Source organism: Halomonas sp. THAF5a (assembly GCF_009363755.1).
In the GTDB taxonomy this organism is placed as follows: domain Bacteria; phylum Pseudomonadota; class Gammaproteobacteria; order Pseudomonadales; family Halomonadaceae; genus Halomonas.
This window is the reverse complement of the sequence record NZ_CP045417.1, coordinates 3,046,264-3,067,587: the sequence shown is the minus strand read 5'-3', so window position 1 is coordinate 3,067,587 and position 21,324 is coordinate 3,046,264. Positions and strand designations below refer to the sequence as shown.

Annotated in this window: 18 protein-coding genes; 10 read left to right on the top strand and 8 right to left on the bottom strand. The window is 70.0% G+C overall.

The annotated features are described in order from the left end of the window. Window positions 1-13: 13 nt before the first annotated feature. Complete coding sequence (locus FIU83_RS13880; protein WP_152484588.1) at window positions 14-1,249, bottom strand: ABC transporter substrate-binding protein; 1,236 nt, start codon at window positions 1,247-1,249, stop codon at window positions 14-16. A gap of 47 nt (window positions 1,250-1,296) precedes the next feature. Continuing rightward, window positions 1,297-2,385, bottom strand: a complete 1,089-nt coding sequence (locus FIU83_RS13875; protein WP_152484587.1) for an aminoglycoside phosphotransferase family protein — start codon at window positions 2,383-2,385, stop codon at window positions 1,297-1,299. A 169-nt stretch (window positions 2,386-2,554) separates the two neighbouring features. Between FIU83_RS13875 and FIU83_RS13870 the strand changes: the two genes are divergently transcribed. The 6 genes from FIU83_RS13870 to FIU83_RS13845 all read left to right on the top strand — a co-directional run bounded on the left by FIU83_RS13870 (window position 2,555) and on the right by FIU83_RS13845 (window position 9,041). Next, window positions 2,555-3,307: a hypothetical protein gene (locus FIU83_RS13870; protein ID WP_152484586.1), complete on the top strand. Its 753-nt coding sequence runs from the start codon at window positions 2,555-2,557 to the stop codon at window positions 3,305-3,307. Window positions 3,308-3,434: 127 nt separating this feature from the next. Further along, window positions 3,435-4,916 carry a nodulation protein NfeD gene (locus FIU83_RS13865; RefSeq protein ID WP_152485379.1) on the top strand — a complete coding sequence of 494 codons (1,482 nt, stop codon included), beginning with the start codon at window positions 3,435-3,437 and terminating at the stop codon, window positions 4,914-4,916. Window positions 4,917-4,974: 58 nt separating this feature from the next. Next, window positions 4,975-5,733: a slipin family protein gene (locus tag FIU83_RS13860; protein ID WP_152484585.1), complete on the top strand. Its 759-nt coding sequence runs from the start codon at window positions 4,975-4,977 to the stop codon at window positions 5,731-5,733. Between the two features lie 333 nt (window positions 5,734-6,066). Then, on the top strand, window positions 6,067-7,554 hold the full coding sequence (locus FIU83_RS13855) for a SulP family inorganic anion transporter (RefSeq protein ID WP_152484584.1): 1,488 nt from the start codon (window positions 6,067-6,069) through the stop codon (window positions 7,552-7,554). 65 nt (window positions 7,555-7,619) lie between these two features. Then, on the top strand, window positions 7,620-8,474 hold the full coding sequence (locus FIU83_RS13850; protein ID WP_152484583.1) for a universal stress protein: 855 nt from the start codon (window positions 7,620-7,622) through the stop codon (window positions 8,472-8,474). 204 nt (window positions 8,475-8,678) lie between these two features. Next, a complete protein-coding gene (locus FIU83_RS13845) occupies window positions 8,679-9,041 on the top strand; it encodes a RidA family protein (protein WP_152484582.1) in 363 nt (120 codons plus the stop codon). A gap of 102 nt (window positions 9,042-9,143) precedes the next feature. Here the strand turns inward: FIU83_RS13845 and FIU83_RS13840 are convergent, their stop codons facing one another. The 4 genes from FIU83_RS13840 to FIU83_RS13825 form a co-directional block, all read right to left on the bottom strand. Next, on the bottom strand, window positions 9,144-10,655 hold the full coding sequence (locus tag FIU83_RS13840) for an ABC transporter permease (RefSeq protein WP_152484581.1): 1,512 nt from the start codon (window positions 10,653-10,655) through the stop codon (window positions 9,144-9,146). Then, on the bottom strand, window positions 10,652-11,386 hold the full coding sequence (locus FIU83_RS13835) for an ATP-binding cassette domain-containing protein (protein WP_253939481.1): 735 nt from the start codon (window positions 11,384-11,386) through the stop codon (window positions 10,652-10,654). The genes FIU83_RS13840 and FIU83_RS13835 overlap by 4 nt, the downstream gene beginning before the upstream one ends. A gap of 29 nt (window positions 11,387-11,415) precedes the next feature. After that, window positions 11,416-12,270, bottom strand: a complete 855-nt coding sequence (locus tag FIU83_RS13830; protein WP_152484579.1) for a putative selenate ABC transporter substrate-binding protein — start codon at window positions 12,268-12,270, stop codon at window positions 11,416-11,418. A 132-nt stretch (window positions 12,271-12,402) separates the two neighbouring features. Further along, on the bottom strand, window positions 12,403-13,272 hold the full coding sequence (locus FIU83_RS13825) for a MurR/RpiR family transcriptional regulator (RefSeq protein ID WP_152484578.1): 870 nt from the start codon (window positions 13,270-13,272) through the stop codon (window positions 12,403-12,405). 219 nt (window positions 13,273-13,491) lie between these two features. On the opposite strand from FIU83_RS13825, the gene zwf reads away from it, so the two are divergent. Genes zwf through FIU83_RS13810 form a run of 3 tightly spaced genes read left to right on the top strand, consistent with a single transcriptional unit; the run spans window position 13,492 to window position 16,373 of the window. Beyond that, complete coding sequence (zwf, locus tag FIU83_RS13820; protein ID WP_152484577.1) at window positions 13,492-15,003, top strand: glucose-6-phosphate dehydrogenase; 1,512 nt, start codon at window positions 13,492-13,494, stop codon at window positions 15,001-15,003. Between the two features lies 1 nt (window position 15,004). Then, window positions 15,005-15,682, top strand: coding sequence for a 6-phosphogluconolactonase (gene pgl, locus FIU83_RS13815; protein WP_152484576.1), 678 nt, complete (start codon window positions 15,005-15,007; stop codon window positions 15,680-15,682). 28 nt (window positions 15,683-15,710) lie between these two features. After that, the gene (locus FIU83_RS13810; RefSeq protein WP_152484575.1) at window positions 15,711-16,373 is read left to right on the top strand and encodes a bifunctional 4-hydroxy-2-oxoglutarate aldolase/2-dehydro-3-deoxy-phosphogluconate aldolase; all 663 of its coding nucleotides are present in this window, start codon (window positions 15,711-15,713) and stop codon (window positions 16,371-16,373) included. A 185-nt stretch (window positions 16,374-16,558) separates the two neighbouring features. Here FIU83_RS13810 and pgi read toward each other — a convergent pair whose 3' ends face one another. Then, window positions 16,559-18,202, bottom strand: a complete 1,644-nt coding sequence (gene pgi / locus FIU83_RS13805) for a glucose-6-phosphate isomerase (protein ID WP_253939480.1) — start codon at window positions 18,200-18,202, stop codon at window positions 16,559-16,561. Between the two features lie 165 nt (window positions 18,203-18,367). Beyond that, complete coding sequence (gene pyk / locus FIU83_RS13800) at window positions 18,368-19,834, bottom strand: pyruvate kinase (RefSeq protein WP_152484574.1); 1,467 nt, start codon at window positions 19,832-19,834, stop codon at window positions 18,368-18,370. A 385-nt stretch (window positions 19,835-20,219) separates the two neighbouring features. Between pyk and gap the strand changes: the two genes are divergently transcribed. Continuing rightward, the gene (gene gap / locus FIU83_RS13795) at window positions 20,220-21,242 is read left to right on the top strand and encodes a type I glyceraldehyde-3-phosphate dehydrogenase (protein ID WP_152484573.1); all 1,023 of its coding nucleotides are present in this window, start codon (window positions 20,220-20,222) and stop codon (window positions 21,240-21,242) included. Window positions 21,243-21,324: the final 82 nt, after the last annotated feature.

The window sequence follows — 21,324 nt, the reverse complement described above, 5'->3', positions numbered from 1 at the left end:
GTAGCGCTCGTTCTCATCGGCCGACGTAGCGCGCCTGCCAGGCGTCCTGCAGTGACGTCATCCAGCTGGGGTGCGGCTCGGGCAGGGTGCGCGCGAGGGCGCCCGCCGGCAGCATCGCCGGGTTCTCCGCGTCCAGCGCGAACCGCGCCTGGTCCTCCGCCGGCAGCCGGGCGACGTCGAGCACGGTGCGATCGCCCCAGACGTCGAGGTCCTGCTTGGTCGCCTGGGCCTCCGGGGACAGCAGGTAGTCGGCGATGACCATGGCGCCGGCCTGGTGGGGCGAGTTGTAGGGGATGGCGATGAAGTGCACGTTGCCGAGGGTGCCGCTGTCGGGCACGTAGCTGCGCGTGCTCGGGGGCAGCTCGTAGTCTGCCACCGCCGCGGCCGGCTCCGAGGGGGTGAAGGTGAAGGCCAGCGAGAGCGCGCCGTCGCCCATCAGGCGGCGCATCTCGGGGCTGCTGGCGGGGAACTGGCGGCCGCCGCGCCACAGGTGCGGGTGCAGGGCATCCAGGTAGTCCCACAGCGGGGCGGTGACGGCGGCGAAATCGCTCTCCTCGACCGGCGCGTAGAGCGCCTCGTCCCGGTCTGTGAGCTCGATCAGCGCCTGCTTGAGGAAGGTGCTGCCGGTGAAGTCGGGAATCCGCGGGTAGGTGAAGCGCCCCGGGTTGGCCTTGGCCCAGGCGAGCAGCCCTTCGATGTCCTGGGGGAGCGCGTCATGGGCGTCGCCATTCCCGCGCAAGGCGTCGCTGTCATAGTAGTAGGTGATCTGCGCCCGGCCCCAGGGAGACTCGTAGCCCTCGGTGGGCAGGGTGAAGTCGGTGACCACCTCGGGGTTGTCCGCCGGGCGGGTCAGGGCGAAGTTCGGCAGCGCACGGGCGAAGGGGCCGAACAGCAGGTCGCTCTCCTTCATGGCGGCGAAGTTCTCGCCGTTGAGCCAGATCAGGTCGACGTTGCCGGCGGTGTCGTTGCCGGCCTGCTTCTCCGCCAGCACCCGGGAGACCGCCTCGGCGGTGTTGCCGACCTTGACGTGCTCGAGGTCGATGTCGAAGCGCTCATCGACGCGCTCGGCCACCCAGTCGATGTAGTCGTTGGTGCGCTGGTCGCCGGCCCAGGCGTACCAGTAGACCGTCTGGCCGCGGGCCTCCTCGAGCACGGCCGGCCAGTCGGCCGGGTCGGGGGCGGCCATGAGCCCCGTGCTGGTCAGCAGGGCGGGCAGCAGGGCGGCCAGCCGGAGAGAGGGTGCGCGCATCGTGGAGTTCCTCATGGAGAAGGTGAACAGGGGCAAGGGGGCGTGCGTCAGGATGCAAGGCGGCGTTGTAGGTCGCGATGCTCGCCGCGCACGTGCTCGATGGCGGCCACCGACAGGTAGTGGTCGACGCGCTCGCGCACGTGGGCGATCAGGGCGTCGTCGCTCAGCGCCGCGGACCAGTCCTCGCCGCGGCGCTGCGCATCCTGAGCCCGCCGATGGCTGGCGCGCCACTTGGCGCACCAGGTCAGCGACCAGAGCCACATGGCGCGCCGGCACGCCAGCAGGGTCTCGACCTCCCCCGCGAGCCCGGTGGCCGCGAGCCAGTCGTGGTAGAAGGCGGCCACCTCCCCGGGCGTCAGCTCGGCACGGCTATGGAGATCCCAGGTGGTGGAGGTGTAGAGGCTGGCGTGGGCCAGGTCGAAGCCGACCAGGCCGTAGCGGCACTTCTCCAGGTCAACCAGCACCGCGCGACCGTCCTCGGTGACCAGGAAGTTGCCGGGGTGGGCATCGAAGCTGATCAGGCGGGGCTCGGCTCCGGGGCCGGGCGGCAGGCGGCGGGGCAGGGCGGCCAGCTCGGCCTCGATCGGGACGCGGGCCGCGTCCGGGAGACCCGCCTGCTCGAGGAAGCGCGCCTGCTCGTCCAGCTCCTCGCGCATGGCGGCCCAGGGATCCGTGGGCGAGAGCAGCGGCGCCCGGGCCTCGGTCGCCGGGACCGCCAGGGTGTGGAGGCTGGCCAGCGCCTCGGCGAGGCGTGGCAGGTCCTCGGGCAGGCGCGCCGGGCGGCCGCGGATGGCATCGACCAGCAGCCCGCCCCGGGGCAGCGTCGGGTCCGGCGGCAGCAGGCCGTGCAGGGCGGGGGCGTGGCCGCCGCGGCTGGCGCGGGAGAAGCAGGCCGCCTGGTAGGCGAGGTTCGCCGCGGGGTCGAGGCGCATCTGGCTCTGCTTCGGCAGTCGCGCCACCCAGTCGCCCCCGCTCCGCTCGAGCCACAGATGGTGGTGGGCGAGGCCGGTGTCGGCCATCGGGCGCAGCGCGGAGATGCCCGCGTCGAGGCCCGTGCGGGCCAGGGCCGCGGCCAGCGGGTCGCAGAGGGTCGACGGGACCCGCGGCGTGTCGCGGCGAGAGTCGGTGTCCGGCATGACGCTCCTTGTTCGGGGACGATGGTCATGGATGGTCGCATGAGGGCGCCTCACCTTACACGCACCTCGACGACATGGCTGTAAGCCCGTCTGTCCCGGGGCGACATAACGGGAGCGCGGCGCGGTATCGTCGGCGTTGCGCCCCTCACAAACCTCGGAGGGCGAGATCATGTCACAGCACGACGAACAACGCCGCAGGCTGCTGGGCCGCCTGAGGCGTCGACTGGCCTACACGGCCCCGCTGCTGGCGCTGGTGGCCGGCGGCGCCGCACTCCAGGCCGCTCCGGGCGGCGATCTGTCGGGTGGCGCTGCGTCGGGCGGCGCTCCTGGCGCGGCGGCCTTCTCCCCCTCGGGCGAGGCGTCCCTGTTGCTGGCGAGCCATCACGCCGAGGCGGAGGGTGAGGCCGAAGCCGAAGCCGAAGCCGAAGCCGAGGGCGAAGCAGAAGGGGAAGCAGAAGGGGAAGCAGAAGGGGAAGCAGAAGGGGAAGCAGAAGGGGAAGCAGAAGGGGAAGCAGAAGGGGAAGCCGAGGGAGGCGCCGCCGTGGTCGCCAGGCCCGAGGGCTACGTGCCGGCCTACAGCGAGCGCGGCGACAACCCCGAGGCGATGCTGGCCCGAGGCGAGACGCTCTACTACGACACCTCCCTGAGCGGCAACGGCCTGGCCTGCGCGAGCTGCCACGGCAGCGACGGGCAGGACACCGGCTACCAGGCCACCTTCCAGCAGCCCTTCCCGCACCGGGTGGCGATGGCCGCCGAGCGGTTCGGCATGGCAGAGGTCCACGCCGACGAGATGGTGCAGATCTGCATGGTCGCCCCGATGGCCGCCGCGCCGCTGGCCTGGGACAGCGAGGCGCTGGCCTCGCTGGCGGCCTACATGGTGGAGGTGCAGCGTCGCGTGGCCGGCGAGCCCCACGACCTCTGAGCGCGACCGCTCGCGGGTCGGGTGCCGACGTCCTGGCGACGACGCCCGGGGCGTACGGCGAGGCCTGAACGAATCCCGTCGCCCGGCATCACAGGAGTAACCTGGGATGCCGAGGCGAGGGGGCGTGATGGGGAATCGACCGGCGGCCAAGCGTCGTGTCCTGCTCTGGCTGAGCGTGCTGTGCCTGGCGCTGGGCGTCCTGCTGGCCTGGCAGGCCCAGGCCCAGAAGGCCCCGTCGGAGTCGGGCGTGGCCCTGGCGATGACCATCGACGATGCCATCGGGCCGGCCATCGACGACTACTTCCAGCGCGGCCTGGAAGAGGCCGAGGCGCGCGAGGCCGAGCTCGTCGTGGTACAGCTGGATACCCCCGGCGGACTCGACGCCTCGATGCGCGCCATGATCCGCGCCATGCTCGGCTCCCCGGTGCCGGTCGCCCTCTACGTCTCGCCGGCGGGGGCCCGGGCCGCCAGCGCCGGCACCTACCTGCTCTACGCCAGCCACGTGGCGGCCATGGCGCCGGCCACCCACCTCGGCTCGGCCACTCCCGTGCAGCTCGGCGGGGGCGGCCTGCCGGGCCTCGGCGAGCCCGACCCGGAGGCCGAACCACCCGCCCAAGAGGCGGCCCCGGAGGACGCCGACGACGCGGCGCCCGAGGGCGGGGCGACGGCGGACGAGGCGGCCGCCGAGCCGGGCGACCCGGCGCCGGCCAAGCGCCGCGGCGAGACGGCCATGGAGCGCAAGGTGCTGGAGGATGCCGTCGCCTATATCCGCTCGCTGGCCGAGCGCCACGGCCGCAACGCCGACTGGGCCGAGCAGGCGGTGCGCGAGGCGGTCAACCTCACCGCCCGGGATGCCCTCGAGCGAAACGTCATCGAGGTAGTGGCGCGCGACCTCGACGACCTGCTCGCCCAGCTCGACGGACGCAGCGTGGTGATGGACGACGGCGAGCGGGTGCTGGCCACCGCGGGCCTCACCGTCGAGCGCTTCGATCCCGACTGGCGCACCAAGCTGCTGGCGGTGATCACCAACCCCAACGTCGCCTACTTCCTGATGATCATCGGCTTCTACGGGCTGATCTTCGAACTCTCCAACCCGGGCAGCCTGGTGCCGGGCACCATCGGCATCATCTCGCTGCTGCTGGCGCTGTTCGCCTTCCAGGTGCTGCCGGTCAACTACGCGGGGCTGGCGCTGATCCTGGTGGGCCTGGGGCTGATCGTGGGCGAGGCGCTGATGCCCAGTTTCGGCATTCTCGGCATCGGCGGCATCGTCGCCTTCGTGATCGGATCGGTGATACTGATGGACGCGGACACCCTGAACATCTCGCTGCCGATGATCGGCGGCATCGCGCTGCTCGCGGCGGGCCTGATGCTGTGGGCCATGACCCGCTTCATCGGCCTGCGGCGTCGCCCGCCGCGCACCGGCCAGGAGGAGCTGGTCGGCAGCGAGGCGCGGGTCCTCGATGACTTCACCGGCCAGGGCCACGTGCGCCTGATGGGCGAGCGCTGGCGGGCGCGCAGCCACGTCCCGCTCGCCCGGGGGCAGTCGGTCCGCGTCACCGCGGTCGACGGCCTGACCCTGGAGGTCGAACCGCTGGCCTCGACGCCCTGAGGCCCGCCCGGCACGGTCGATGATCCGCATCGTCCGGCCCAACCAAGGAGCCGACACCATGCTGCTTTCCTACCTCGTTCCGGTCGTCCTGCTGATCATGCTGCTGGCGGCCTCGATCCGCATCCTGCCCGAGTACAAGCGCGGGGTGGTGTTCTTCCTCGGTCGCTTCCAGGCGGTGAAGGGGCCGGGCCTTTTGATCATCATCCCTGGTCTCCAGAAGATGGAAGTGGTCGACCTGCGGGTGATCACCATGGACGTGCCGGAGCAGGACGTCATCTCCCAGGACAACGTCACCGTCAAGGTCAACGCGGTGCTCTACTTCCGGGTGGTGGACCCGGAGAAGGCGATCATCCAGGTGGAGAACTTCGTCAACGCCACCAGCCAGCTGGCCCAGACCACCCTGCGCTCGGTGCTCGGCAAGCACGACCTGGACGAGATGCTCTCCGAGCGCGACAAGCTCAACGACGACATCCAGGAGATCATCGACAGCTCCGCCGAGAGCTGGGGCATCAAGGTGGCCAACGTCGAGATCAAGCACGTCGACCTCGACGAGAGCATGATCCGCGCCATCGCCCGCCAGGCCGAGGCGGAGCGCGAGCGTCGCGCCAAGGTGATCCACGCCGAGGGCGAGCTGCAGGCCTCCAAGAAACTGGTCGAGGCGGCCAACGTCATGTCCGAGAACTCGGCCGCGCTGCAGCTGCGCTACCTGCAGACCATGAGCGACATGAGCAACAAGAACGCCTCCACCGTGGTCTTCCCGCTGCCCATGGACATCATGGAGGCCTTCAAGCACATGCGCGCCTCGGATGCACCTTAGTCCCATCTCTGCTAGACTCCGGCGCCTTCGCCGGGTGCCGTCAGCCACGTTCGCTGCGCGCCGCCCCGCGGAGGCAGAGCCTGGGAGTCGGCAGACCGTGATGACACCCCCGGCAGGGCCGGCCACGCCGCCCTGGCGCCTCTCTCCCCTCTAACTCGGCGCTGCCCGCCCTCATCGGCCCGGGCAGCATGCAGCGCGCCGACGCCCGCGCGCCTTCTCCAGCGACACGCTTCCTGCTCCGCCCTCGGCGCCTGCCCAGGCGGGGGAGAAGACGCCTGCATCGCGCGTCGACTGCCATACGGCCCTTCCACCATCCCCTGACTGGACCGCAGCATGTACGAGACACTGAAACGGAGCTGGTTCTCCAACCTCAAGGGCGACACCCTGGCGGGGATCGTCGTGGCCCTGGCCCTGATCCCCGAGGCCATCGCCTTCTCGATCATCGCCGGCGTCGATCCCAAGGTGGGCCTCTACGCCTCCTTCTCCATGGCGGTGATCATTGCCTTCGCCGGCGGGCGGCCGGGCATGATCTCGGCGGCCACCGGCGCCATGGCGCTCTTGATGGTCACCCTGGTCAAGGAGCACGGCCTGCAGTACCTGCTGGCCGCCACCCTGCTCACCGGCGTCTTCCAGATCATCGCCGGCTACCTGCGCCTGGCCGACCTGATGCGCTTCGTCTCCCGCTCGGTGGTGACGGGCTTCGTCAACGCCCTGGCGATCCTGATCTTCATGGCGCAGCTGCCGGAGCTCACCGACGTTACCTGGCACGTCTACGCCATGACCGCGGCGGGCCTGGCGATCATCTACGGCTTTCCCTACCTGCCGAAGGTCGGCAAGCTGCTGCCCTCGCCGCTGGTCTGTATCCTGGTGCTGACCGCGGTCTACCTGCTCTCCGGCATGGAGATCCGCACCGTGGGCGACATGGGCGAGCTGCCCGACACCCTGCCGGTGTTCCTGTGGCCTGAGGTGCCGCTCACCCTCGAGACGCTGATGATCATCCTGCCCTACTCGGTGATGCTGACCGTGGTGGGTCTGCTGGAGTCGATGATGACCGCGACCATCGTCGATGACCTGACCGACACGGCGAGCGACAAGAACCGCGAGTGCAAGGGCCAGGGCCTGGCCAACCTCGGCACCGGCCTGATCGGCGGCATGGCGGGCTGCGCGATGATTGGCCAGTCGGTGATCAACATCAAGTCCGGCGGCCGCACGCGCCTCTCCACCCTGATCGCCGGCGTGGTGCTGCTGCTGATGGTGGTCTTCCTGTCCGACTGGGTGTCGCAGATCCCCATGGCGGCCCTGGTGGCGGTGATGATCATGGTCTCCATCGGCACCTTCAGCTGGAGCTCCATCAAGGACCTCAAGAAGCACCCGATGAGCACCAACATCGTGATGCTGGCCACCGTGGCGGTCACCGTCGGCACCCACAACCTGGCCATCGGCGTATTCGTCGGCGTGCTGCTGGCCGCGCTCTTCTTCGCCAACAAGGTCGGCAACATCCTCTACGTCGGCGCCGAGACCCCCGAGGAGGGGCATCGCGTCTACCGGGTGGTGGGTCAGGTGTTCTTCGCCTCCTCCGAGCGCTTCGGCGCCGCCTTCGACTTCAAGGACACCGTCGAGAAGGTCACCATCGACCTCTCCCGGGCCCACTTCTGGGACATCACCGCCGTCCAGACCCTGGACCGGGTGGTGATCAAGTTCCGCCGCGAGGGCACCGAGGTCGAGCTGATCGGCCTCAACGAGGCGAGCGCCACCATCGTCGACCGCTATGCGGTGCATGACGACCCGGAGGCCGTCGAGAAGCTGATGGGCGGCCATTGACCCGCCGGACGGATCCGGTAGAACGTGGAAGCGACGACTACTCACGCCAGTTTCAGGACCAGACCATGACAGAACAGGTGATGGCCGCCATCGACGGCTCGCAGTTTTCCGAAGGGGTGTGCGACTACGCGGCCTGGGCGAGCCTCGCGCTCGGCGCACCGCTGACCTTCCTGCACGTGGTGGACAACCACCCCCAGACCGCCGAGGCCGACCTCTCCGGCAACCTCGGGCTCGGCGCCCGGGAGCACCTGCTCGAGGAGCTGGCGCACCTCGACGAGCAGCGCGCCAAGGTGGCCCAGGAGCAGGGCCGGCTGATGCTCAAGGCGGCCAGGGAGCGGGCCGTCGAGGACGGCGTGAGTGATCCCGCCACCCGCCAGCGCAACGGCACCCTGGTGGAGACCCTGGCCGACCTCGAGGCCGACATGCGCCTGCTGGTGATCGGCAAGCGCGGCGAGGGCGCCCGTCAAGCGAGCGACCACCTGGGCTCCAACCTGGAGCGGGTGGTGCGCACCCTGCACCGGCCGATCCTGATGGCGCCGGAGACCTTCACGCGTCCCGAGCGGGTGATGATCGCCTTCGACGGCAGCAAGACCACCCGCAAGGGAGTCGAGATGCTGGCCAGGAGCCCGCTGTTCAACGGCATTCCGGTGCACGTGGTCATCGTCGGCGCCGAGACCGGGGACAACCGCTCCCAGCTGGACTGGGCGCTCTCGATCCTGCGCGAGGCCGGCCACGAGGCCGAGGGGGCGATCCGCGCCGGCGACGTCGAGGAGACCCTGCGCGGCTACCAGCAGGAGCACGGCATCGACCTGCTGGTGATGGGCGCCTACGGCCACTCCCGGGTCCGCCACCTGCTGGTCGGCAGCACCACCACCACCATGCTGCGCCGCGCCAGCCTGCCGGTGCTGCTGCTGCGCTGATCGCCTCCCTCGGCTTTCGACGACACCGGCCCCCGGGCCGGTGTCGTCGTGTCGACCCGCGGGAGTGGCCGGCACGCCGAGCGTGCGATGGCCCGGCGGCGATGGCAAGATGTGCCGTCGCGACCCTGCCGGAGGCCCTCGGGGCCGGCGCCGAGCGCGGGCGGTGGCGCGCGATTCCATCCTTGATTTCCCACGGAGAGCGACATGAGCATCGAACGTCACGACACCAAGGCCCGCATGAGCCGCGCGGTGATCCACAACGGCGTGGCCTGGCTGTGCGGCCAGGTGGCCGGCCCCGAGGCCCGCCACGGCGACATCACCGAGCAGACCGAGAGCATGCTGGCGCGGGTCGATGCGCTGCTCGCCGAGATCGGCTCCGACCGCGAGCATCTGCTCTCGGCGACGATCTACCTCAAGGACGGTGGCGACTTCGCGGCCATGAACGCCGTCTGGGACGCCTGGGTGCCCGAGGGCCATGCCCCGGCCCGCACCTGCGTCTGTGCCCCGATGCCGGCCGATGAGCTGCGCGTGGAGATCACGGTCACCGCGCTGGTGAAGGACGCCTGAGCCGGCGTTCGAGCCGCCGCTCCCAGGAGCGGCCATGAAACGGAAAAAGGCCGACGCGAACGCGTCGGCCTTTTTCGTTGGCGGGACGGCGTGGCGATCGTCTCAGCGCAGGCAGGGGTCTTCCTGCGGCACCTCCCGGGGCCTGAGCCGGCGCGAGAGCGCATCCACGGCGATGTTGAGGCCGGCGGTGACCAGCAGCAGGAAGGCCGCCGTGTCGAACATCAGGTACTGGAAGTTCTCGTCGATGTAGTAGCCCAGCGTCGCCACCCCCAGCATGCCGAGGATCGCCGTCTCGCGCAGGATCACCTCGGCCCGGTAGTAGAGCAGGGCCAGCAGGCTCGGATAGACCCGCGGCAGCAGCTCGTAGGCCAGCCGCCCCGAGGCGGGCAGCCCCGGCATGCCGGGCTCCAGGCCGTCGGCGTGGCGGGCGGCGAGGAAGGCGATCAGGGCGCCGTTGTGCAGCGCCAGGGCCAGCCAGGCGGGCAGCAGCGAAGGGCCGAGCAGCAGCAGGAAGACGAAGGCCAGCATCAGCTCCGGCGTCGAGCGCAGCAGCACCAGCAGCCCGCGGCCGGCCAGCCGGGTCGCCGGGTGGCCGAAGTGGCGGCTGGCCAGCGGCCACAGCGCCATCGCCACCAGCAGCGCGCCGACGGTGCCGAGCAGCGCCAGCAGCAGGGTGTTGCCGATGGCCGGAGCGAGCTCGGGGATGCTGGCGAACCAGTCGACCAGCCCCGCCCCGTCGCCGGCCAGCAGCGGTGCGGGCCACAGGTCCTGGCTGACGAAGCGCCACAGGAGTCCGCCGTCCACCGCCGGCCAGGGGCCGAGCAGGAAGACGCCGCCGACCAGCAGCAGCGGCACCAGCCGCCGGTGGCTCCACCAGGGCAGGGTGGCGATCAGCAGATAGAAGCACCACAGCAGGGCGCTGGCCTGCGGGTAGCGGCCCTCGCGGAAGGCCGTCTCGAGCTGGAAGCCGAGCGTCGGCAGGCCGACGAAGCCCAGCAGCACGCTGGCGCGCAGGCCGCATTCGAAGCGGTAGCGGGTGTAGGCGGCGAGCTGGGTCCAGGCCAGCGGCAGCTCGGCGTAGAGGAAGCGCGACAGCCGGCCGACGCCGGGCGGCAGGGCATCGGCCGGCGCGCGGGGGGTCTGCTCGAGGATCTCGGCGAACACCTTGGCGAAGATGCCGGCGTAGGGAATCGCCAGCGCCGCCAGGGCGGTCAGCGCCGAGAGCCCGAACACCTGCAGGAACAGCAGCGCCCAGAACAGCTCGTGGATGGCGCGCACGAAGGCGCAGCCGGCGCGCACCAGCCGCGAACGGGCGAACAGCAGCGCCAGCGGGAAGCCCAGCACCACGCCCGCGAGCGTGCCCCACAGCGCCACCGAGACGGTCAGCCCCAGGGCGTGGAAGGGCGACTCGACGGAAGCGAAGTCGGGCCAGGCCAGGCCCTGGAGCATCCGCCCGAGTTCCGTCCAGGGGTCCCGGGTGACCACCGACAGGTCGGCCAGCGGCGCAAGCAGCAGCGCCAGGGCGATCAGCGTCAGGGTATGGCGGGCCAGGCGCGGGCCCGTGGCGCGGCCGGCCAGCCAGGCCGGCCGGCGCGGCAGGGCGGCATCGCTCATGCGCGCCCCCGGGAACAGGGCAGGGCCTCCGGCGAGGGCGCCGCGGGCTCGGGCGCCTCGGCTGACGCGGCGGTATCGTCGGCGTCCGGGTAGAGGGCGTCGAGGTCGTCAAGGCTCAGCGTGGAGGCCGGGGCGTCGATCACCAGCCGGCCGTCGCGCAGGCCCCAGACGCGGTCGAAGCGGGTCAGCGCCAGCTCGCGCTGGTGCAGGGCGATCACGCTGGTGGTGTGGCGCTGCTCGATCAGTCCCAGCAGGCGGTGGGCCTGGTGGGGGTCGACGCTGGCCACCGGCTCGTCGCCGAGGAACACCTCCCGCTGCTGGTAGAGCGCCCGGGCGATGGCGGTGCGCTGGCGCTGGCCGCCGGACAGCTGCCCCACGGGGCGGCGCATCAGCTCGTCCAGGCCGACCCGCTCGCACAGCGCGGCCACCTCGCCCCAGGGGCCGCGCAGCGGCCGCACCAGGTTCCACAGGTTAGCCAGCGCCGAATGCTCGGCGAGCCGGCCCATGTAGACGTTGTGATAGACCGCCAGCCCCGGCACCAGGCCGTGATGCTGCGGGCACCAGGCGACCGCCCCGCCGAGTCGCATGCGCAGGGCGGCCAGCAGCGTGGACTTGCCGGCGCCGCTGGGGCCGAGCAGGGCGACGCGCTCGCCGCGTGCCAGGTGCAGATGCACCCGGGGCAGCACCACCCGCTCGCCGTGGCCGAGATCGACCCCGTCGAGCGTCAGCAATGGCTCGTTCGTGTGTTCCGTCGGCGCCATCAGCGCAGCAGGCCGAGCTCTTCCGCCACGTCCTCGATCGGCGCGTACATGGCGTTGTCGGCGGGGATGAAGGCCGAGCGCGGGAAGCTGTCGAGCAGCTCGGGGTCGTCCATCTCCAGCAGCGCCTCGCGGACCCGGTCGGAGAAGCCCTCGCCGTAGCGCTCGTCGGCGTCGCCGCGCAGGGTCCATTGGTAGTCCGGGTAGCTCGGCGTGGTCCAGATCACCTGTACCTGGTCGGTGTCGACGCGGCCGTCCTCCACGGCGGCGTCCCACACCGAGTAGTTGACCGCGCCCAGCTCGTAGGTGCCGGCCTCGACCAGGGCGATGGTGCGCGAGTGATCACCGGAGAAGCCGACCCGGGAGAACAGCTCGTCCGGCGCCTCGCCGAAGCGCTGGCGCAGGTAGTGCTCGGGCATCAGGCGCCCGGAGGTGGAGGTCTTGGAGCCGAAGGTGAAGCTCATGTCCTCGACCGCGTCGGGCAGCGCGTCCCCTTCTTCCAGCCCCGTCGACCGGTGGGCGATGAAGTAGGTCTCGAAGGCCGCGTCCTCGGCGCCCTGGGCGATGGCCTGGGAGTCCGGCACCAGGCGGCGCGCCTGGACGCCGGAGAGACCGCCGAACCAGGCCAGCTGGACCTGGTCGTTGCGGAAGGCGGTGACCGCCGCGCCGTAGGACTTCACCGGCACGTACTCCACCTCGACGTCGAGTCGCTCCTCGAGGTAGTCGGCGACCTTGGAGAAGCGCTCGACCAGACGCGACTGGTCCTCGTCGGGAATGGCGGTGAAGCGGAAGGTGTCGGCGGCCGCACCCTGGGCAAGCAGGGCGAGGGCGGCGGCGGAAGCGGCGATCCAGCGCATGGGCGGTCTCCTGGTAGAAATCGGGAGGGGTATTGTTGTGCCTGCCCGGCGGCCTGGCAAGTCGAGCGGATCCTCGGCACCCTCGGGATGCCGGCTCTCGCGTCGGGCCGGGCCGCGTCAGGCCGGATCGCGTCAGGCCGGATCGCGGCCGTCGGCGGGATAGCGGGTCGGCTTGAGGCTGTCCTTGATCTTCTTCAGGTGGGGCAGGAAGTCCTCGCCGCGGCGCAGGGTCATGCCGGTGGCCAGCACGTCGATCAGCGTCAGCTGGATCATCCGCGAGGTCATGGGCATGTAGTAGTCGGTATCCTCCGGGGTCCAGACCTCCAGGGTCTCGGTGCACTCGGCGGCGAGCGGCGAGCCGGGGGCGGTGATGCCGAGCACCACGGCGCCGTTCTCACGGGCCAGCCGAGCGATGTCGACCAGGTCCCGGGTGCGCCCGGTCCAGGAGAGCATCACCACCACGTCGCCGGTGTGGCAGGCGGCGGCCACCATGCGCTGCATCAGCACGTCGACGTAGGCGCTGACCGGGAGGTTGAAGCGGAAGAACTTGTGCTGGGCGTCCTGGGCCACGGCGCCGGAGGCCCCCAGGCCGAAGAAGTGCAGCTGCCGCGCCTGGGTCAGGTAGTCGACGACGCGCTCGATGCGCTCCGGGGCGACCTCGCGGCGCGCCTGGTCGAGGGCCGCGATGGTCGCGCCGAAGATCTTGCCGGTGTAGTCCGCGGCGGTGTCGTCCGGTTCCACCGCCTGGCTGACATAGGGCGTGCCGCCGGCCAGGCTCTGGGCCAGCTTGATCTTGAAGTCGGGGTAGCCCTTGGCGTCGAAGCTGCGGCAGAAGCGGTTGACCGTGGGCTCGCTGACCGAGGCGAGCTGGGCCAGGGTAGCGATGCTCATGCTCGTCGCCGAGGCGGGGTCATGGAGGATGACATCCGCCACCTTGCGTTCGGATCGGTTGAGCTCGTCGAGCTGGCGGCGGATGCGGTCGAGCAGATCGTGACGGACCATGGGCTGTACAGTCTCCGGCGAGGCGCCCTCGGCGGCGCGGAATGAAACGCGGTCGATGTGGTGATTTAACTACATTATGCTGGTTATCCAGCGCGAGGCGCAAAGGAGCGGCGGGCAGGATCGCGTCGCCACTCCTGATTGTAGTAAACTTACATAAATATTTTGCAGAAGCTACGCTGCATGCGCTATTTTTAGGTAAGTTAACCAGACGGGGCGGACATGACACAACGCAAGCGACCCGGCCATGCTCGGGCCACCGAGGCCGGCAGTACTGAAATCGATCTGGCGCTGTTCGGTGCGCTCGGGGACCTGGCCCAGCGCAAGCTCTTTCCGGCGCTCTACCACCTCGATCGCGAGGGGCTCCTGGACGCGGGCACCCGGGTGCTCGGGCTGGCGCGTCAGGAGCTCGATCGGGCGGGGTTCCAGGCTCGGGTCGAGGCATCCCTCAAGACGCACGTGCAGGCCGCGGAGCTCGATCGCGAGGTGACCAAGCGCTTTCTCGCCCGCCTGGACTTCCGGTCGCTCGACTTTCTCGAGCCCGAGGGCTACGGCGCCGTGCGCGAATGGCGCCAGGACGGGCTGCATCGTCCCATGGTCGTCTACCTCTCGGTGGGGGCGAAGATCTATGGCGACATCTGCCGCCATCTCGAGGCCAGCGGCAGCCTGGACGACCAGAGCCGCGTGGTGGTCGAGAAGCCGATCGGGCACGACCTCGACTCCTCCGCCGAGGTGAACGACGCCATCGGTGCGGTATTCCCCGAGTCCCGGGTCTACCGCATCGATCACTACCTGGGCAAGGAGACGGTCCAGAACCTCATCGCGCTGCGCTTCGCCAACCCGCTGTTCGGCACCCAGTGGAACCAGAACCATATCTCCCACGTGGAGATCACCGTGGCCGAGAAGGTCGGCATCGAGGGGCGCTGGGGCTACTTCGACGAGGCCGGGCAGCTGCGGGACATGGTGCAGAACCACCTGCTGCAGCTGGTCTGCCTGATCGCCATGGATCCGCCGGCCAATCTGGACGCCGATGCCATCCGCGACGAGAAGGTCAAGGTGCTCAAGGCGCTCAAGCCCTTCACCGACGACATGCTGGGGCGCGACGTGGTGCGCGGCCAGTACATGGCCGGCACCCACGACGGCCAGCCCGTGCCGGGCTACCTCGAGGAGGAGGGCGCCAACGCCGACAGCCATACCGAGACCTTCGTAGCCATGAAGACCGGCGTCGCCAACTGGCGCTGGGCCGGGGTGCCCTTCTACCTGCGCACCGGCAAGCGCATGCCGGAGAAGCTCTCCCAGATCGTCATCCATTTCCGCCAGCAGCCCCACTACATCTTCGACCCCGACCAGCGCGGGCTCGCCGCCAACAAGCTGGTGATCCGCCTGCAGCCGGAGGAGGGCATCGCCCTGGAGGTGCTGACCAAGGACAGCGGCCTGGACAAGGGCATGCGCCTGCGCCGGGGGCCGCTGCACCTGGACTTCAGCAGCGCCTTTCCCAAGACCCGGATCCCGGACGCCTACGAGCGCCTGCTGCTGGAGGTGATGAAGGGCCAGCAGTACCTCTTCGTGCGTCGCGACGAGGTCGAGCACGCCTGGCAGTGGTGCGACAGCCTGGTCGCCGCTTGGGCCGACCGTGACGAGCCGCCGCGGCGCTATCCGGCGGGGTCCTGGGGGCCGGTGGCCTCGATCGCGATGATCACCCAGGATGGCCGCAGCTGGTATGAGGACTACTGACATGAGCGAGACGACACTGGCCCCCCGCGAGGCCCTGGCCCGTCAGCTGGCCGAGGCCGTGGCCGAGGCGCTGCGCACCGATCTGGCCGAGCGTGAGCGTGCCCTGCTGGTGGTCTCCGGCGGCTCGACCCCGGTGCCGTTCTTCCGGGCCCTGGCCGCCATGGACCTGCCCTGGTCCCGCGTCGACGTGACCCTGGCCGACGAGCGCTGGGTGGACGAGCAGGCCGCCGACAGCAATGCCCGCCTGGTGCGCGAGCACCTGCTGCAGGGTGGGGGCGCCGAGGCGACCTTCGTGCCCCTGACCAGCGGGGCCGAGACGCCCGAGGAGGGCGTGGCCGAGGTGAGCGAGCGCCTTGCGGCGCTGAGCTGGCCGGCCAGCGTGGTGATCCTGGGCATGGGGGGCGACGGCCATACCGCCTCGCTGTTCCCCGATAGCCAGGAGCTTACCCTGGCGCTGACCACGGAAGCGCCGCTGGTGGCGGTGCGCACGCCGAGCCAGCCCCAGGCGCGCATCACCCTGAGTGCCGAGCGGCTGCACCGGGCCCGGCGCCATTTCCTGCACATCACCGGGGATGACAAGCGGGACGTCCTGGCCCGGGCCCTGTCCGGCGATGATGCCCGTGACTTGCCCATCCGCGCCTTCCTGGCCTGCCCGGCCGCCATCTACTGGGCCCCCTGATCCCGCCTCGACCTTCTGGAGCCATGACATGACCATCGACAAGCAGCTGCCCTCCACCCGCACCACCGAACTCGATAGCATCTGCCTCAAGGCCGAGGTGATCCCGGTGCTGGCCATCCAGCGCATCGAGGATGCCGTGCCCCTGGCCACGGCGCTCGTCGAGGGCGGCATCACCGTCCTCGAGATCACCCTGCGCACCGACTGCGCCCTGGAGGCGATCCGTCGCATCAAGGCGGCGCTGCCCCATGTCAGCATCGGCGTGGGGACCGTGCTGACCCCCTCCCAGTATCGCCAGGCCGAGCAGGTCGGCGCCGACTTCGTGGTGACCCCGGGCACCACCGAGGCGCTCTATCGCTACGGCGTGGAGAGCCCGGTGCCGATGCTGCCCGGCGTGGCCACCGTCTCCGAGCTGATGGTGGGCTGGCAGTTCGGCTACCGGCGCTTCAAGTTCTTCCCCGCCGAGGCGAGCGGCGGAACCCGGGCCCTCAAGGCCTTCTCCGGGCCGATCGCCGAGGCCCGCTTCTGTCCGACCGGCGGGATCAACCCGGACAATGCCGCGGACTACCTGGCGCTGCCCAACGTGATGTGCGTCGGCGGGACCTGGTTGACCCCGAAATCGCTGGTGGATGCCGGCGACTGGGGGGCCATTCGCCGGCTCGCGCGGGAGGTGGCCGAGCGCTTCCATCACTGAGAGCGCCCCGCGGCCTCTTCCCTCCTGCTCTCTCCACGGCCCGTCGCTGTCCTCTTGCCCCGGCACCTGCCGGGGCTTTTTCATCTTGCCTCCAGGAGCGTTCCCCGAAGGGCATGGAAACGCGGTACCCACGGCGCCTGCCGGGCATCGATCACGATGCCCGGCAGGCGGCGGGATGGCAGGGGTCAGGCGTTGCGGCGCTTCTTGCGGCGTCCCGCGGGCGGATCCGACGGGGTGTCGTGCGTATGCAGCTGCTCTCGGACCAGCCGGAGCAGCCCCTGGGTGGACGGGTCGAAGTCCTGGCTGTGGGCGTCGAGGCGCTCGCTGATCTCGCCGGCGATCCGCTTGCCGAGCTGCACGCCCCACTGGTCGAAGGAGTTGATGTTCCAGATGACGCCCTGGACGAACACCTTGTGCTCGTAGAGGGCGATCAGCGCGCCGAGGTTCTTCGGCGTCAGCTCGTCGAGCAGCAGGGTGCTGGAGGGACGGTTGCCGGGGCAGCTGTAGGGGTCGAGTTCACCGCCCTTGGCGCTGCCTTCCATGAAGGCGTTGGCCTGGGCCAGCATGTTGGTGAGCAGGGCGAAGTGGTGGTCCTCCATGCCGGGTTCGGGCTTGAGCGACGCGATGAAGTCGATGGGCACGTAGCGGGTGCCCTGGTGGAGCAGCTGGAAGAAGGCGTGCTGGCCGTTGGAACCGGTCTGGCCCCAGACGATGGGGCCGGTCTTGTAGTCCACCGGCCGGCCGAAGATATCCACCGACTTGCCGTTGGACTCCATGTCGAGCTGCTGCAGGAAGGCCGGCAGCTGATGCAGGGCCTGATCATAGGGCACGATGGCCTGGGTCTCGGCCCCGTGGAAGTTGATGTACCAGATGCCGATCAGCGCCATCAGCACCGGCATGTTGGCGTCGGTGGGGGCAGTCAGGAAGTGCTGGTCCATCTCGTAGGCGCCCTCGAGCATCGCCATGAAGCCCTCGAAGCCGATGGCGAGCGCGATGGGCAGGCCGATCGACGACCACATGGAGTAGCGCCCGCCGACCCAGGCCCAGAACTCGAAGACATTCTCCTCGCGGATGCCGAACTCCATGGCCGCCTTGCGGTTGGTGGAGGCGGCGATGAAGTGGGCGCCGACGTCGGCGTCGGGACCGGCCTGCTCGACGAACCAGCGCCGGGCGGTCTTGGCGTTGAGCAGCGTCTCCTGGGTCGAGAAGGTCTTGGTGGAGACGATGAACAGGGTGGTGGCCGGGTCGAGGCGACTGAGCACCTTCTGGATGTGGGCGCCGTCGACGTTGGAGACGAAGTGGAAGTTCAGCTCCGGATGGCGATGCTTGAGCAGCGCGCGGCAGGCCATGTTGGGGCCCAGGTCCGAGCCGCCGATGCCGATATTGACCACGTCGCGAATGCGCTGCCCGTCGAAGCCCGTCCACTCGCCGTTGCGCACCGCCTCGGAGAACTGCCGGATCTGCTCGCGGGTGCGCTGGATCTCGGGCATCACGTCCTGGCCGTCGACCATCAGCGGCCCCTCGCCGAGATTGCGCAGGGCGGTGTGCAGTACCGGACGGTCCTCGGTGACGTTGATGATGTCGCCGGAGAACATCTGGGCGCGACGCTGCACCAGCGCCGAGTGATCGGCGAGTTCGATCAGCTTGTCGAGCACCTCGTCGGAGATCTGGTGCTTGGAGTAGTCGAGAAACAGGCCCCCCACGCGCAGGCTCATCTTCTCGAAGCGCTGGGGATTGGCGGTGAAGTAGTCGCGAATGCGGTCGTCGCGGGTCTGAGTGTGCAGGCGGGTGAGGGCCTGCCAGGTGACGCTGCGGGTAAGCTGGAACATCGGGAGCCTCGTGGATGGTATGGGCGGTAGGGTCAGGCGCTGGCCCGGCCAGCACTCCTGGGTCCGGTACAGGCGCGCACCCCCTTCCTCCTGTCGCCGCCTGGGCTCCGAGAGGGACGCGTGTCGGCCGGCAGGGGGCATCGGGCGCTGCGCCGCCCTCGGCCCTCAGGCATGGGAGGGCGCGACATCGAGGATCTTCATGGTGTTGGTGCCGCCGTGGGCGTTCATGTGGTCGCCCCGGGTGAGAATGACGTGGTCGCCCGGCTCGGCGATGCCCTGGCGGACCAGCAGCGCGAGGGCCCGGTCGTTGAGCTCGGCGGCGGTCATCTCGCTGGTGTCGAAGGGCAGCGAGACCACCCCGCGGTAGAGCGCCATGCGCCGCTGGGCCACTGGGTTGTGGGCCAGGCCGATGATCGGCAGCCCCGAGCTGATGCGCGAGGCGATCAGCGGCGTGTAGCCAGAGGCGGTCATGCAGGCGATGGCGGCCACCCCGGCCAGGTGGTTGGCGGCGTACATCGCCGAGAGCGCGATGGTCTCGTCGGTGCGACTGAAGCCCTCGTGGATGCGGTGGCCGGACTCCTGGGCGCGGCGCTCGCGCTCGGCGCCCAGGCAGACCCGGTCCATCGCCGCGATGGTCTCCACCGGGAAGTCGCCGGCGGCGGTCTCGGCGGAGAGCATCACCGCGTCGGTGCCGTCGAGCACGGCGTTGGCCACGTCGAACACCTCGGCCCGGGTGGGCAGCGGCGACTCGATCATCGACTCCATCATCTGGGTCGCGGTGATCACCGCGCGGTTCAGGGTGCGGGCGTGCTTGATGATGCGCTTCTGGGTGCCGATCAGCTGGGCGTCGCCGATCTCCACGCCAAGATCGCCGCGGGCCACCATCACCGCCTCGCTGGCGCGGATGATGCCGTCCAGGGTCTCATCACTGGCCACCGCCTCGGCGCGCTCGAGCTTGGCCACCAGGCCGATCTCGGCCCCGGCCTCGCCGAGCAGCTCGCGGGCCTCGTCCATGTCGGCGGCGCTGCGCGGGAAGGAGATCGCCAGGTAGTCGACGCCGATGTCCACGGCGGTCTTCAAGTCGGCCCTGTCCTTGTCGGTGAGCGCCGGGGCGGAGAGGCCGCCGCCCTGCTTGTTGATGCCCTTGTTGTCGGAGAGCCTGCCGCCCACCACCACGCTGGTGTGGATCAGGTGGTCGACGACCCGGTTGACGTCGAGCACCACCCGGCCGTCGTCGAGCAGCAGGCGATCCCCCGGGGCGACGTCGTCGGCCAGGGTCTTGTAGTCGCAGCCGACCCGGGTGGCGTCGCCCTGGTCGCTGGCCAGGCCCATGTCGAGGATGAAGGACTGGCCCTCCTCGAGGGTCACGGCGCCCGCCTGGAAGCGGGCGATGCGGATCTTGGGTCCCTGCAGGTCGCCCAGGGCGGCGACGCTCCTGCCCAGGCGCGCGGCGATCTCGCGCACCCGCGCCAGGCGCTGGCGGTGGTCGTCGGCGGAGCCGTGGGAGAAGTTGAGGCGCACCACGTCGACGCCGGCCTCGAGCAAGGCCTCGAGCACGCCCTCCCGGTCGCTGGCCGGGCCCAGGGTGGCGACGATCTTGGTGCGGCGGATGGGGGTGGGGCGGTGCGTCATGCCGGGCTCTCCTGTAGCGACAATAGCGTGCCGGCGGCGGAACGTCGCCGATCGCGAGGTTGTCGAATACGATACTGCAGTAGTGGTTATTTTACTAAATATGACGTCTTAGACGAAAGTCTACCTCGAGCGCCCACGGGGCAAGGTCTTGGGGTTTAATCCCTTAAAAACAAGGGTTTGTAGAGGAGGCTCAGTTTTTTGTGTCAACTTTATGTTGTAAATTTACGCAAAAAACTTGTCTCCTCGGCCATCCTGCGCCACGATCGTGGGCAGATGAGTCGTCGACCGGCCCGACGGGCGGGTCCGAACCCGGCGGCGTGCCCCGTCGCTCTACGGCTCCCCCCATCCCACAAGACGGCAACGTCTGGATCGAGAGGAAGAGATCATGACGCTCAAGATCGCCATCAACGGTTTCGGCCGCATCGGCCGCAATGTATTTCGCGCCCTCTACGAAGGTGGCTACCGGGACCGCGTACGGGTCGTCGCCATCAACGACCTGGGCGATCCGGCGCTCAATGCCCACCTGCTGCGCCACGATACCGTGCATGGCCACTTCCCGTTCGAGGTCTCTCACGACGAGAGCAGCCTGACGGTCGACGGCGATCGCATCGAGATCAGCTCCGAGCGCGACCCGGCCCGGCTGCCCTGGGAGCGCCTGGGCGTGGATCTGGTGATGGAGTGCACCGGCCTGTTCACCAAGCGTGCCGATGCCGGCAAGCACCTCGAGGCCGGTGCCGGCCGCGTGCTGGTGTCTGCCCCGAGCCCGGACGCCGACGCCACCGTGGTCTTCGGCGTCAACGAGGACGTGCTGACCGCCGAACACAAGGTGGTATCCAACGCCTCCTGCACCACCAACTGCCTGGCCCCGGTGGCCCAGGCGCTGCACGAGGCGGTGGGGATCGAGAACGGCCTGATGACCACGGTGCACGCCTACACCAACGATCAGAACCTCTCCGACGTCTACCACCAGGACCCCTACCGGGCCCGCAGCGCCACCCACTCCATGATCCCGACCAAGACCGGCGCCGCCGCGGCGGTGGGCCTGGTGCTGCCGGAACTGGATGGCAAGCTCGACGGCCTGGCCGTGCGCGTGCCGGTGATCAACGTCTCGCTGGTGGACCTGACCTTCACCGCGAGCCGCGACACCACCAAGGAGGAGATCAACGCCATCGTGGCGCGGGCGGCCGAAGCCTCACCGGTGCTGTCGGTGAATGCCCAGCCGCTGGTGTCGATCGACTTCAACCATGACGCCAACTCCTCTACCTTCGATGCCAACCACACGCGAGTGAACGGACGGCTGGTGAAGGTCATGGCCTGGTACGACAACGAGTGGGGGTTCTCGAACCGGATGCTGGATACCGCCCTGGCCATGCAGGCCGCGAGCCAGGGGCGCCGCCAGGTCGCCTGAGGGGAAGGCGATATCGTCCCCGTCCTGGTGGCATGCCCGGAGAAGGGGCGCACCACGCAGGGTCCGACACGCTGACGCCCCG

Excerpts from the sequence above, each read along its gene's own strand:
- FIU83_RS13845 (WP_152484582.1), top strand. The coding sequence starts at position 8,679 with ATGAGCATCGAACGTCACGACACCAAGGCCCGCATGAGCCGCGCGGTG.
- FIU83_RS13825 (WP_152484578.1), bottom strand. The coding sequence starts at position 13,272 with ATGGTCCGTCACGATCTGCTCGACCGCATCCGCCGCCAGCTCGACGAG.
- FIU83_RS13810 (WP_152484575.1), top strand. The coding sequence starts at position 15,711 with ATGACCATCGACAAGCAGCTGCCCTCCACCCGCACCACCGAACTCGAT.
- FIU83_RS13850 (WP_152484583.1), top strand. The coding sequence starts at position 7,620 with ATGACAGAACAGGTGATGGCCGCCATCGACGGCTCGCAGTTTTCCGAA.
- pyk (WP_152484574.1), bottom strand. The coding sequence starts at position 19,834 with ATGACGCACCGCCCCACCCCCATCCGCCGCACCAAGATCGTCGCCACC.
- zwf (WP_152484577.1), top strand. The coding sequence starts at position 13,492 with ATGACACAACGCAAGCGACCCGGCCATGCTCGGGCCACCGAGGCCGGC.
- FIU83_RS13840 (WP_152484581.1), bottom strand. The coding sequence starts at position 10,655 with ATGAGCGATGCCGCCCTGCCGCGCCGGCCGGCCTGGCTGGCCGGCCGC.
- FIU83_RS13870 (WP_152484586.1), top strand. The coding sequence starts at position 2,555 with ATGTCACAGCACGACGAACAACGCCGCAGGCTGCTGGGCCGCCTGAGG.
- FIU83_RS13875 (WP_152484587.1), bottom strand. The coding sequence starts at position 2,385 with ATGCCGGACACCGACTCTCGCCGCGACACGCCGCGGGTCCCGTCGACC.
- gap (WP_152484573.1), top strand. The coding sequence starts at position 20,220 with ATGACGCTCAAGATCGCCATCAACGGTTTCGGCCGCATCGGCCGCAAT.
- pgl (WP_152484576.1), top strand. The coding sequence starts at position 15,005 with ATGAGCGAGACGACACTGGCCCCCCGCGAGGCCCTGGCCCGTCAGCTG.
- FIU83_RS13880 (WP_152484588.1), bottom strand. The coding sequence starts at position 1,249 with ATGCGCGCACCCTCTCTCCGGCTGGCCGCCCTGCTGCCCGCCCTGCTG.
- FIU83_RS13865 (WP_152485379.1), top strand. The coding sequence starts at position 3,435 with ATGGGGAATCGACCGGCGGCCAAGCGTCGTGTCCTGCTCTGGCTGAGC.
- FIU83_RS13855 (WP_152484584.1), top strand. The coding sequence starts at position 6,067 with ATGTACGAGACACTGAAACGGAGCTGGTTCTCCAACCTCAAGGGCGAC.
- FIU83_RS13830 (WP_152484579.1), bottom strand. The coding sequence starts at position 12,270 with ATGCGCTGGATCGCCGCTTCCGCCGCCGCCCTCGCCCTGCTTGCCCAG.
- FIU83_RS13860 (WP_152484585.1), top strand. The coding sequence starts at position 4,975 with ATGCTGCTTTCCTACCTCGTTCCGGTCGTCCTGCTGATCATGCTGCTG.
- pgi (WP_253939480.1), bottom strand. The coding sequence starts at position 18,202 with ATGTTCCAGCTTACCCGCAGCGTCACCTGGCAGGCCCTCACCCGCCTG.